Annotated in this window: 9 protein-coding genes and 1 pseudogene; 7 read left to right on the top strand and 3 right to left on the bottom strand. The window is 45.2% G+C overall.

Annotated elements, in window-relative coordinates; genetic code table 11:
• Window positions 1-4 precede the first annotated feature (4 nt).
• Window positions 5-199, top strand: coding sequence for a hypothetical protein (locus D791_RS20160; RefSeq protein ID WP_036509798.1), 195 nt, complete (start codon window positions 5-7; stop codon window positions 197-199).
• Entirely contained in the window at window positions 189-2,927 is a 2,739-nt protein-coding gene (locus tag D791_RS07555; protein ID WP_036509889.1) for a sensor histidine kinase, read from the top strand. The genes D791_RS20160 and D791_RS07555 overlap by 11 nt, the downstream gene beginning before the upstream one ends.
• 26 nt (window positions 2,928-2,953) lie before the next feature.
• Here D791_RS07555 and D791_RS07550 read toward each other — a convergent pair whose 3' ends face one another.
• Complete coding sequence (locus tag D791_RS07550) at window positions 2,954-4,087, bottom strand: DUF294 nucleotidyltransferase-like domain-containing protein (protein ID WP_036509796.1); 1,134 nt, start codon at window positions 4,085-4,087, stop codon at window positions 2,954-2,956.
• A 375-nt stretch (window positions 4,088-4,462) separates the two neighbouring features.
• On the opposite strand from D791_RS07550, the gene D791_RS07545 reads away from it, so the two are divergent.
• The 5 genes and pseudogenes from D791_RS07545 (at window position 4,463) to D791_RS07525 (ending at window position 10,387) form a co-directional block, all read left to right on the top strand.
• Window positions 4,463-5,713 carry a peptidoglycan DD-metalloendopeptidase family protein gene (locus D791_RS07545; RefSeq protein ID WP_157682264.1) on the top strand — a complete coding sequence of 417 codons (1,251 nt, stop codon included), beginning with the start codon at window positions 4,463-4,465 and terminating at the stop codon, window positions 5,711-5,713.
• Window positions 5,714-5,806: 93 nt separating this feature from the next.
• Window positions 5,807-6,495, top strand: a pseudogene (locus D791_RS21995) (TSUP family transporter).
• A 159-nt stretch (window positions 6,496-6,654) separates the two neighbouring features.
• A complete protein-coding gene (locus D791_RS07535) occupies window positions 6,655-7,347 on the top strand; it encodes a hypothetical protein (protein WP_036509795.1) in 693 nt (230 codons plus the stop codon).
• Between the two features lie 252 nt (window positions 7,348-7,599).
• Complete coding sequence (locus D791_RS07530) at window positions 7,600-8,796, top strand: two-component system sensor histidine kinase NtrB (protein WP_237748551.1); 1,197 nt, start codon at window positions 7,600-7,602, stop codon at window positions 8,794-8,796.
• 1 nt (window position 8,797) lies between these two features.
• The gene (locus D791_RS07525; RefSeq protein WP_036509793.1) at window positions 8,798-10,387 is read left to right on the top strand and encodes an ABC transporter ATP-binding protein; all 1,590 of its coding nucleotides are present in this window, start codon (window positions 8,798-8,800) and stop codon (window positions 10,385-10,387) included.
• A 64-nt stretch (window positions 10,388-10,451) separates the two neighbouring features.
• Here the strand turns inward: D791_RS07525 and D791_RS07520 are convergent, their stop codons facing one another.
• Complete coding sequence (locus D791_RS07520) at window positions 10,452-12,332, bottom strand: SurA N-terminal domain-containing protein (protein ID WP_036509792.1); 1,881 nt, start codon at window positions 12,330-12,332, stop codon at window positions 10,452-10,454.
• Between the two features lie 151 nt (window positions 12,333-12,483).
• A complete protein-coding gene (locus tag D791_RS07515; RefSeq protein ID WP_036509790.1) occupies window positions 12,484-12,759 on the bottom strand; it encodes an HU family DNA-binding protein in 276 nt (91 codons plus the stop codon).
• Window positions 12,760-12,880 lie beyond the last annotated feature (121 nt).

The following is a 12,880-nucleotide window of genomic DNA, read 5'->3' as shown; positions in this document are numbered from 1 at the left end:
CCCCATGCAAAAAAAAAGCTTATCCAGCCGCATGATCGCCATCGTCCTATTATGTGGCCTGTTGTTTTCACCGCCGTTCATTTTCTTGTTTGACACTCCGTCAAGCTCAGGACTGTCACGCCTAACCATTTGGATATTTTCCGTTTGGCTTGGCATCATTCTTATCGCTGCCTATTTTTTGGAAACCTCTGATGAGTGAAGCCATTATTCTCGTCTTTGCATTTGGCTACTTGGCACTGCTCTTCATAATCGCTGCTTTTGGCGATAAACGAGCTGAACAAGGACGGTCCATCATTGGTTCCCCAACGGTATATACCTTATCCATTGCCGTTTATTGCACCGCTTGGACGTTTTATGGAAGTGTAGGTCGCACGACTGAAGCAGGCCCCAGCTTTTTATTAATTTATTTAGGGCCAACACTGGTTATGTTAAGTGGCTGGATGCTAATCCGCAAAATGGTACGGATTGCTAGAGCGCAACGCCTAACCTCCATTGCAGACTTTATCAGTGCTCGGTATGGAAAGAGCCAACGCATTGGCGCCATCATTACCATTATTGCAGTGATCGGCATCATTCCCTACATTGCACTGCAGCTCAAAGCCATCACCTACAGCTACTCTATTCTTGCTGACTTTAACCTACCCACAACAGACGCAAGCCAATCAATGCTGTTCTTTGCCGATAAATCTTTTTGGATTTCGCTCGTACTGGCCGTGTTTATTATTTTATTTGGAACGCGGCAACTCGATGCCAGTGAGCGCCATGAAGGAATGGTCTCAGCCATCGCGTTTGAGTCTTTAGTTAAGCTCATGGCGTTCTTAGCCGTGGGTATCTTTGTCACCTTTTATCTGTATGCAGGTCCTGTTGACCTATTTGAACAGGCTGCTAACCATCCAGCACTCATGTCGACACTCGGTCTTGAAAAAATTCCTGGTGGCGCTTCCGGTTGGGTTGGATTGCTGATTTTATCCATGCTCGCATTTATCACACTACCACGACAATTTCAGGTAATGGTGGTCGAAAATGTTGATGAAAGTCATATCAAACGCGCCTCTTGGATGTTTCCTCTCTACCTACTGGCCATCAATATTTTTGTCATTCCTGTCGCGCTGGCAGGCATGATGTTAAACGATCCCAATCTAAGTCCGGATAGCTACGTCTTGACACTGCCGCTGATTGAAGGCGCTAAAACCTTACCGATGCTGGTATTTATCGGTGGCTTATCAGCTGCAACAGGAATGGTTATCGTTGAAACCATTGCGCTCTCAACAATGGTCAGCAATCAGTTAGTGATGCCCATTCTATTACGCTGGCGGCGCTTGCATCTTGATCGACAATCGGATTTGAGCCCTTGGCTGCTGGGAATTAGGCGCATCACAATTCTATTCATACTCTTACTTGGGTATTTGTATCATGCACTCATAGGGGAGTCCTACACCCTTGTAACGATTGGCTTGGTTTCATTCGCCGCCGCCGCACAGTTTGCCCCGGCACTTTTATTAGGACTGTACTGGCGTGGCGCCACTCAAACAGGGGCTATGATAGGATTGATCGGGGGGTTTATTGTATGGTGTCATACCTTGTTAATTCCGGGTTTTGCCCAATCTGGATGGATTGGAATTGAACTCATTACCCAAGGACCTTGGGGTATCGAAGTACTCAGGCCCTACCAATTGTTTGGATTTGACGGCTTAGATATCTATACCCACTCCTTGTTTTGGAGCTTGTTCGTCAATATAGGATTAATTGTCCTAATTTCCCAATTCACCCGACAAACACAATTTGAACAAACGCAAGCCGCCATCTTCTGTGGAGCTCTCGAACAAGACCAGCTACATACACCTATGTGGCATGGACACACCAGCCGCGGTGAATTACATGAACTCGTCCATCGATACTTGGGCGCCTCCGCAACTGAGCGGCTTTTTTCTTCATTTATTCATGAGCAACGAACCGGCGGTGCAGAAGACCCTGCTTCTCCAGCGTTGATTAATGCGGCTGAAAAACAATTAGCAGGGTCTCTTGGAAGCGCGTCCGCACGCGTTCTGATTAACTCAGTCGTTAAAGGAGAGGCCTTAGATCTACAGGCCGTTTTAAGCATTTTAGATACAACCTCGCAAACGCTCGAATACAATCGTCGTTTAGAACAAAAATCTACCGAACTATCCCTAATCGGCAAAGAGCTACGTGAAGCCAATGATCGACTGAGAGAACTCGACAGACTCAAAGATGAGTTCATCGCTATGGTCAGCCACGAACTCAGAACCCCACTGACATCAATACGCGCATTTGCCGAAATACTCAGAGACACACCCAACATTGCTTCAGAAAAACGCGCCCATTTTTTAGATGTGATTGTGAGAGAAAGCGAACGACTGTCACGGTTAATAGAAGAAATTCTTGATTTAGCCCGAATCGAATCGGGGCGTATGCAGCTGAAACCCGAGCGCATTAATTTAATTGAAGCCTTAGAGCAATCAATTGAGGCCGTTATTCGTCTTTATGAAGAGCGAGACATTAAAATCCAAGTAAATCTATGTCTGGAGGAGGCTTGGGTGATTGCAGACACTGATCGACTACAGCAAGTGATTATAAACCTGTTGGACAATGCTCGTAAATTTGCGAACTCAACGAAAGGAAAAGTTAACGTCACACTCACTCAAAACAAACGTTGCTTTCGACTCAGTGTAGAAGACAATGGAGAGGGAATACCTCAAGACCAACGCGAGCTGGTGTTCGAAAAATTTCATCAAGTTGAGCAAGGCAATCAAGCTAGACCCAAAGGACGCCCAAAAGGGACAGGATTAGGCTTGCCTATTTGCCGCGGCATCTTAGCCCATATGGGAGGGCGGCTCTGGATTGATGACCCCGCCTCGCTTGAAGGGGCTCATATCATAATGGAATTACCGAAAGCACCTGATCTATGAACGCATCGCTACTCTTCCAGACTAAATCAGACGGAAATACGCGCTTTCTTTTGCAACTCCTTAATGGATAGTAAACCTAAGCGCAACACCTGCTTACTCATAGGATTCAATGTTCGTAAATCCACCCAGCCATCGATCGGACGCCCCTCTTTAAAAGCGCTCAATTGCGAGTGAAGCAGGAGATCTTGTATATGATGCAACGACAGCAGCAACGCCTCTGCATGATCCTGATGAATCACCCTCTGCTCGGCCAAGGCCGCTAAACGCGCTTGGCAACTTTGCTCACTTACGCCCTTTCTTAGCGCAAGTAACCTCAAGGCGGCTTGCAAAGGCAATAATCCTTGCTTCTTTAGATTAATTGCATCTTGATGGGGTGTCTCTTTCCCATCGCCATGAAGACGTTCAAAACGATCCAATGCCACGGGAGTCTCATCCAACAACTCGCTCATTTCATGTAAAAACAAACCCGCTCTTGGCATTCGGCTCAATGCATACTCACGAAACGCATCAGCTAATGAAGAGTCACCAAACACAGGTTTGAAATCCAACAAAATATTGGAAAATTGTACCTGACGAACGGTTCTGCGAGACGTCCATTGCCTGAACTGTTCACACCACTGAGATAGCGTCTTACGCCACAGAGGCCAGCGCGCCATAACATGCCCTTTACATAACGGGATGCCTACTAAATCTAATTTATCGGTAAAGCGCTCTGATAATGTCTGAAACCAAAGATCGATTTCCCCCTGTCGAGCATCTGGATAATCTTCAATAATCAAAGCATTGTCTTGGTCAGGGTTTAATAAACTCTCGGATCGTGCTCCCGAGCCCATACACAGCACACAAAATCGACAGGGTGCTTCACCCCAACCTTGCTGCTGCATTTCAGCAATGGACTCTTGAATAGCAAAACGATAAAGCCAATCATTATGATCACTTAGAATTTGACTGATGTGCCACGCTGGCAACTGTAACTCCATCAAAGCTTCAACAAGCGGAACTTGCAAGGCTTTAACACGCGTTACATCAGATGAAGACATCGCACTTAAGACACTGGCAAGTCCCGATAGACAATCCGGCCAACCTTGGGTATCCGGTAAACGAGTCTGAGAAAACAGCATTCTCCAGCCCAACACAAGGGCGCGTTGCGTTTCGAACATGTCTATTTCCTTTAATTATTATTCGCTAGGTATAGCGCCTAAAGGTTCTGCTGTCTTTTAGCCTCTAGTCTTATTCGCTTGTCTGCCTGTTGGGCTCAACGGACTCTTGATCTGGATCACAAATACAAGATAAATCGCTCATAAGATTGCAATTACCTCATTAATAAAGTGATAATGGCATCAAATTTTGGTTCGTCATATTAATTGCAGGATTGTGGGTTTTTTATGCAATTGAGAAAAGTTTATTTACCTAAGCACTTAACATCCGCTCTTCCCCTACCACACTTATGTGCTCTACTGATCGCTGTTTTTTTGCTGGCTTCTGCTTTCCTTATGCCAGAGACATCAAATGACGAGACCTCTGTAAGTGTCAAAATGAATGAAGACCCGCATGACTTTGCTCAAGAAATACGTCTTGATGCTGAATTTAGTGATATTTTTCACGATGAGAACCTGCTCACATTTGAGCATGAAATCGCACTCGATGTTGTCGAAACCGTCGAGGAAGAGCCTGGCATCGTCCGTTATTCAATTGAAGCAGGCGATACGCTCAGTTCTATTTTCGACAAATTTGAAATCGGCCAAACCATCATGTATCAAATTCTAGCTGCGGACGAACAAGTACTCGCGCTAGACATTATTCGGCCCGGACACCACTTAACCTTCCGTAAAGACCTTGAAACATCTGACCTGCTAGAGATGGAGCTCTTTATTCATGCAGGCAATCGCGTTATTTATCGTCGCGTTGACGAGACGATGTTTGAGTTTGAGGAGCTCATTAATCCGGGGGTCTGGGAACAAGAAATTATTGCTGGCGAAATCTACGGAAGTTTTTATGTCTCTGCCATTCGAGCGGGTCTAACAAAATCTGAAATCCTCGAAGTCAATAAACTGATGGGGGAACAAATCGATTTTAATAGACAAATTCAAGCCGGTGATCGATTTCAGATTGTACGCAGTTCGCAGCGTGTCAACGATGAACATACAGGGCAATCGACTATCGAAGGCATCCGCTTACAACAAAATAGATCGACCTATACCGCCTTTTTGTTTGAAGATGGAAACTATTACGATGCAAAAGGTGAAAGCCTAACACGTGCATTCCGACGCATTCCTCACGATCAGAATTTCCGCATTAGTTCACCTTTTAACCCAACACGCCTTCATCCAGTGACACGACGTGTCGCTCCCCACAATGGGACTGATTTCGCTATGCCCATTGGCACCCCCGTTGTCAGCATCGGTGATGGTGTTGTTACACGTGTCGAAAATCATCCATTTGCAGGCAAGTATATTGAGATCCAACACGGCTCTACCTACAAGACCCGTTATTTACATTTAAATCGTCAATTGGTGAAGCGTGGTGACACCGTTAAACGCGGCCAACGCATCGCTCTCTCAGGCAACACAGGCCGCTCGACAGGCCCCCACCTACACTTCGAACTCCATGTTAACGGTAGGCCTGTAAACCCGATGACCGCTAATCTTCCGATGGCACTTTCTGTTCCTAGAGAGCAACTGGCGAAGTTCAACCAACGGGTCGAACAACTGGTTAGTGTGATGGAAGTCGCTAGCCAAGAGCAAATTGCAATGCGCTCTCAAAATGCTAACCAACCTGGAAGCTAAGTTGTACTTAAATGAACAACTTTTTGAAACACTCTCTAATGAAGCATAAGAATAGAGCTTCGTCCTTTTTTAGATCACTATGAAACGTCAATAATGGAACTCGATTTATCCATTCTCATGCTACTGGGGCTTGCCGGATTTGCTGCCGGATTTGTTGACTCAATCGCGGGCGGAGGCGGTTTAATCTCAATTCCGGCTTTGCTAGCAACTGGCATGCCTCCTACTATGGCGTTGGCAACAAACAAACTACAAAGTAGTTTTGGGGCTTTTACAGCGACATTATTTTTTTGGCGAAAGGGCCTCATTAAACTATCAACAATGAAGCTTCCCATTTTTTGCACATTCATTGGCAGTGCCTTAGGGACACTCTTAGTGCAACGTGTCGACTCTGGCTTTTTAAGTCAACTATTACCCTTCTTACTCATGCATTTGCCATCTACTTTTTACTCTCTCCTCGAATCACCAATGACGATAGTGAACGACGTTTATCACACTCGGCTTTTGCTTTACTGATTGGAACAAGCGTCGGATTTTATGATGGCTTTTTTGGGCCAGGCACTGGCTCATTTTTTGCGTTTGCATTTGTTGCACTTGCTGGCTTTGGCTTAGTGAAAGCGACAGCACATACCAAGCTTTTGAATTTCACATCCAACCTCGCATCCCTTCTTTTTTTCACCTTTGCCGGCCAAGTTTTATGGAGTGCCGGCCTAGTCATGGCTGCAGGACAAATTTTAGGCGCCCGCCTCGGCTCAACGTTAGTTATTAGCAAGGTACCCGCTTAATAAAGCCCCTACTTGTCAGTGTCTCCATGATTATCTGTGCGCGCTTAATTTGGCAGCAATACGCTTAAACCCACCTGAGTAAATTAAATAAGATTGAAGAAAACACGACAAGATGCTGTTAATATTTAGTCTGACACTTTTGACACGTAGGTTACGCGCATGATGACATTCGAGAAGCGTTTATTCTCTTTTTTAGTGAGACACTCAACACGCTCATCATTAACCCAACGACACCCTGCTTTGGCCACATTGTTTGCTGTATCGGCTATTTTGATGCCCATACAAGGATTAGCGCAGGGCTCACCTGCTGGTTTTCGTATACTCGCAACTCCTCAAGTCCTGGCCCACCCAGAGGGTGGAGAACTGCTACAAGCTTATGTTCCCGCTAATTGGCATTCAGTCTATCGAGAGTGGCTTAACAACCGTGGAGTGGATGAACTTGTCCCCCAAGAACAAAACCTTATTAATTGGAAGCAAATGCTCGCATTCCAAGTCATCGACAATCCGGTGTTACTGCCTCAACACTATCTTAATGATCTGAAATCCACCCTGAGTAAGGAGTGTCGTTTCAGTTACTCTCAACCCCTGCAAACCGTAACGCAACCTCGTTATGAAAGTGCAATGATTATTAGCTGGTGTGGACAAGTCCTTGATGCAGCCTGGGGCGAAATTATTCTGACGCGTGTCATTCGAGGTGAATCAGCTCTTTACACCCTGAGTAAGTCTTGGAGAACCATTCCCTTTTCTTCCGTTAATGAAATCGGATTACCCAATGCGGAAATACAACATTGGCAAGCAACTTTAAACCGCTCAAATGTTTGTAACATGCGGGATCAAACCTGCGCACAATAATGCCAATATAGCTCAACACATGTTGCACTCTGCAACCCTGCTAACATCTCGAAAGGAGACGGGGCCGCCCCATTGCATACCATGAGACATATTTTTTTAAGCTGCCTACTTATCCCAATCAGTCCTCTTGCCCAAGCGAGCTTGGTAAACTATTTCAAAACTGCTGACGGCCGCACCAATTGGCAATACATTGCAAACTTTTCGAGCGGCGTTTTAATAATACTATTGTCCGTGGCCGCTTTTTTTCTATTCATGACTTGGAGAAAAGCATTTAAGACGAACAAAGAACTAACGCTGATTAAAGGTCAACTTGAGGAACGAGTCGTTCAACGCACGTCTGCACTAAAATCCTCACAAGCCTATCTAGACGATATTCTATGTTCACTCCCTCTTATGCTCATCGGTTTAGATAAACACCATCTCATCACCCAATGGAACAACAAAGCAGAAGCAATTTCTGGAGTCAGTCGTGAACAAGCGCTGGGCACGCGGTTATGGGATACGTACCCCACGTTAAATATCACCGAAGAGCATCTCAACAGCGCCCTTAATAGCCGAGAAGCCGTGTATATTAAGCAAAGCCAAAATGGTCTGTATTATTTCAACATAACCATTTACCCCTTGCACAATCAGATGGACGCGGGCGTTGTTATTCTGATTGATGATGTTACCCAAAAAATCTTAGCTGAAAACATGCTGATCCATAACGACAAAATGTCTTCCATGGGCGAGCTAGCCGCCACTATGGCACATGACATTAACGCTCCATTACAAGGAATACTTTTGGATTTGTCGAGTTTTCAAGGATTACTGACATCAGGTCAACTTATGGCAGAAAACTCATCATGCGGTAAAGAGATCCAGCGACTCAACCACCTTCTGGCAGACGCATCGGAAAAAGGTCGGAATGTCACCGCAATCATTAACAATTTACTCACCTTTGCCCGTAAACGTAGTGATATTCGCCAAGCCGCGGATCTAACTGAAATTACCCAACATGCCTTAACACTTGCCGGTGATGTACTTACGTCTTCCGACTACCTTAACTTCTCTGAAATCCGGATTGAGAAATCATTTGATACTCACCTACCGAAAATAGCCTGCTATATCATTGAAATGCAACAGGCATTGCTAAGCCTGTTCCGGCATACTTACGATGCTCTCATTGCAGCGCGTACAACCAATCCTCTTATTCGAATAGAGATTGAACGGATATATGATGCTATCTGGATTAAAATTCATCATAACGGCGCAACACTATCGGATGATGAGCAAATGACACTGTTTGAACCTTTTTTCAATAACCCTTCCGATTCAGCAAGTGAAGACATGAGTAAACGCCTGTCTTTTGCGCACTTCATCATTACCGAGCAACACCAAGGACATATTGCTGTGACCTCCGATCCTCACTATGGCACAACCTTTAATATCCAGCTACAGGTGCATTAATATGAAGGACACGTCTCTGATTTCCGTAAAGAACTTGTCGATTGCTTTTTCAAATAAAACAGTCGTTGATAACGTCAGCTTCGAAATAGCACCGGGTGAGTGCTTAGCATTGGTTGGTGAATCAGGTTCAGGTAAATCAGTGACAGCTTTATCTATTTTACAGCTATTGCCGAAAAACATAACCCGCTACCCGAGCGGTGAGATACTGTATCGAGGAGAATCATTACTGAATGAACCAGAAGAGCGTCTAAGAAACGTTCGAGGAAACAAAGTAAGCATGATCTTTCAGGAGCCCATGACCTCACTCAATCCCTTACATACGGTTGAAAAGCAATTGGCTGAGTCTTTACAGTTACATCAAGCATTGAAAAAAGCAGAGATAAAATCGCGAAGTTTAGAACTGCTTGCACTCGTCGGAATCCCTGCTCCAGAAAAACGACTCAAACAATACCCTCATGAACTTTCAGGTGGATTACGTCAGCGTGTAATGATTGCAATGGCTCTTGCAAACCAACCAGAACTTTTGATTGCGGATGAGCCAACAACAGCCTTAGATGTCACAATTCAAAAACAAATACTCGAACTGCTGCGCACTCTCCAGACAAAACTCAATATGGCCGTACTGCTGATCACTCACGATTTAGGTATTGTGAAGCATTTTGCTGACCGTGTATGCGTCATGTGCAAAGGGAAGCTTATTGAAACCCAAAGCACTGAATTACTGTTTAATCACCCCCAACAAAGCTACACGCAAAAATTACTATCAGCAGATCCTTCTGGCCAACCTTACCCCCTAAAACCGAATAGCCCTGTGATTTTAAACGTTCGTCAATTAAATGTATGGTTTCCCATCTACACCGGTTTATTTAAACGCGTCACCGATTACCACAAAGCCATCACAGGCGCTGACTTTGAGCTTAGAAAAGGAGAGACTCTAGGAGTTGTGGGGGAATCAGGCTCAGGCAAAACAACCTTAGCCCTGGCTATCCTACGTTTAATCCAATCGTCAGGTGAAATACATTTTCAATCTCACCCCTTGCACTCACTCACGCAAAAGCACGTCAAACCCTTACGTAAGCAAATGCAAATTGTGTTTCAGGACCCATTTGGCAGCCTGAGCCCTCGAATGTTGATCGGAGAATCGATTGCCGAGGGGCTTGAGGTTCATGGCGTTAAAGACCCCAACGAAATTCGGCGGCGTGTTGAAGAAGCCTTGGTTGATGTGGGCCTAGAACCGTCATCGGCTGAGCGCTACCCCCATGAGTTTTCGGGTGGCCAACGTCAACGCATTGCCATTGCCAGAGCCCTAGTACTCCGTCCCGACCTTATCGTCCTCGATGAACCTACCTCTGCTTTAGACCGCACGGTACAAAGACAAATCGTCGAACTTCTCAGAGAGCTACAAAAGCGTTATGAGCTCAGCTATCTGTTTATCAGCCATGACTTATCCGTTGTTAAAGCACTTAGTCATCGCGTCATGGTGGTTAAAGATGGGATTACGGTTGAATCAGGGCTCACAGATGAAGTCTTTGCATCGCCCAAACACCCCTATACACAATCGTTAATGAATGCAGCCTTCGCACTTCACTAAACACCTACAAAAAACCCCAGCACTTGGCTGGGGTTTTTGTTAAAACGAAAAACGAATTGTCGCCTTAGTTACGTTCAATTGTCGCCGCTTGTCGCAACCCTTGTACACGACCCTCATACTCTATCTGCCCCTGATTTGAACCTAGGAAAGAGAGCATAAACGCCATTTCATCTTCTGTTAGATCCGCTTCTACACGATTAACGCTGTCTAATCTTAATAGAGCGAAGTTACCATTTCGTAACGAGATCACTTCAAATGCTGGCAACTGGTCAGAACTCATAGCAAAAGCCGCATTGCGTATCTCGGAAGAAACATCTTGAGCGCCACGGTTTACACCCGTTATATCAACCCAAGAATATTCATCACTCATATCCTGCGGAACTTCACCATTTTTAAAACTGGCAAGCCAAGCATCCGCTTGCCCACGAAGCTGCTGTTTGGCGACTTCAGTTATGAGCTCGAGCTCTATCGAATCTCTTGCCTCTTCAAACGTCACCTGCCGAGAGGGCTGATGCTGATTCAGACGCACAACTACGGCCCGCTCACGATCCAATTCGATTGGGAGACTATTCAACCTATCCCTTAAGACATCTTGACTAAAAGCGGCATCTAAAACTCGAGGGTGACCACCTAACAAACCCGTCCCACCCTTTCGAGATATCGCTTCGGATGTCATGACCTCTAAACCTAGCTCTTCAGAGGGTGCAACAAGATCAGCTGAAGAAAATGATAAATCCGCTAAACGTTCCAATGCTTCGACATAAAAACGCTCTGCATCACGCTCTGCAATTTCATAACGCAGTTCCATTTCTAGGTCTGCACGAGACGGCATTTCTTCCTGCTTCACACCTTCAAGCTTAATGAGGTGATAACCAAACTCCGTTTGAAAAGGCTCAGAAATACTGCCCACGGTTTCCATGGCAAACAGTGTTTCTGCAAATGCACCCACCAGCATCTCACGTGACATGAAGCCTAGCGCACCACCCTCAGATGCTGAACCTATGTCGTCAGAATACATTTGGGCGAGGGTAGCAAAATCCTCCCCTTCCTCTAGCTTCAACTTAACTTCCTGAATTCGGGCCAACGCTGCCAAAGCATCTCGCTGCTCATCAACCTCAATCAAAATATGGGCAGCATCACGTAACTCCTCACTTCTAAACTCAGCTAGGGCTTGCTGGTAAAGGGACTCAACCTCCGAGTCACTCACTTGCTCAGGATCAACAAAAGCGACTTTTTCAAGCAATACATAGTCCAGTATTACTTGTTCTTCCGTCTGTAATGCCGCTGCATTTTGATCGTAGCGCGCACGGATCTCCTCCTCAGTCACACTCACTTGATTCAAAATTGGCAACAAGGGCAAATTTACATAGGCAAAATCACGTGTCTGCTGATCTAACGACACAATACGCTCTATTTCTGGTCGAGTCATAAATGAGGACAGCACATAGCCTGCCCGCTCTTGATCGATCAAGGTTTCCAGTCTCAACAACTCTCGATAGGTCAATGGAGTGAAGCCAGCACTGCGCAAAACCATTTCGAATTGGTTTCGATCAAAGCGACCATCCACTTGAAACTGAGGCGTATTAACAATCAACTGATCAAGCATTTCTTCAGAGAAATACAGGCCTTGTTTCTCAACAGATTGTGATAGTAACGAGCGCTCTATTAAGCTTTCTAACACCATACGGTTGAGCAGATTGTCATCCAGCATCGTAGGATCTGCATCGGGGCCCATTTGTGACAGTATTTGTCGGCGCTGCAGCTCAACACCTCGCATAAGCTCTTGAGTGCTAACAGCCTCACCATTGACTGTTGCTACTGGCTTTTCGGATGAACCGAGTCCAACCAGTGACTCTACACCAAAAAGTGCAAATGTCAGAGCGATCAGACCTACGATAATTTTGGCAATTATACCTTTTGAGTTGTCCCTTATGGATTGAAGCATTGTTCGCAATACACCTTAGTAAAAATAAAAAAAGCGCACCCTTTCTGAATGCGCTTTTTTTGACAATGACTAACCAGCATCAGTTCGTTCAAATAAGGGTAAGATTATAATCAAACTGCCTTGTCTAAAAAACTGAGCTAGCACAGCCCCATTACTTATTAACAGCGTCTTTCAGCGCCTTGCCAGGCTTAAACGTCGGCAGAGTAGCAGCTGCGATCTCAATAGGTTGACCTGTCTGTGGATTACGACCGGTACGTGCAGCACGCTCTTTAACTGAAAAAGTACCAAAACCAACAAGTGCAACAGATTCGTTATTCTGCAAAGCTTTTGTTACGGCTTCTAGTGTAGCATCCAATGCACGCCCTGCAGCTGCTTTTGGCAGATCCGCAGAAGCCGCAATTGCATCGATTAGTTCAGATTTATTCACATTGTTCCCCTTAATGCATCATTATTTTTTACTAAATCAGTTATGTACCCTGCAACCTTAGTGCACTTTATACCAACTCAAAGAAACGAGTGTCAACACGCCCGAAGGGCTTTCTTTGCGA

The sequence above is a fragment of the Nitrincola nitratireducens genome (assembly GCF_000585235.1).
Taxonomy (GTDB): Bacteria; Pseudomonadota; Gammaproteobacteria; order Pseudomonadales; family Balneatricaceae; genus Nitrincola; species Nitrincola alkalisediminis.
Note: the sequence above shows the minus strand (reverse complement) of the source record. Positions and strands in the feature narration are given on the sequence as shown.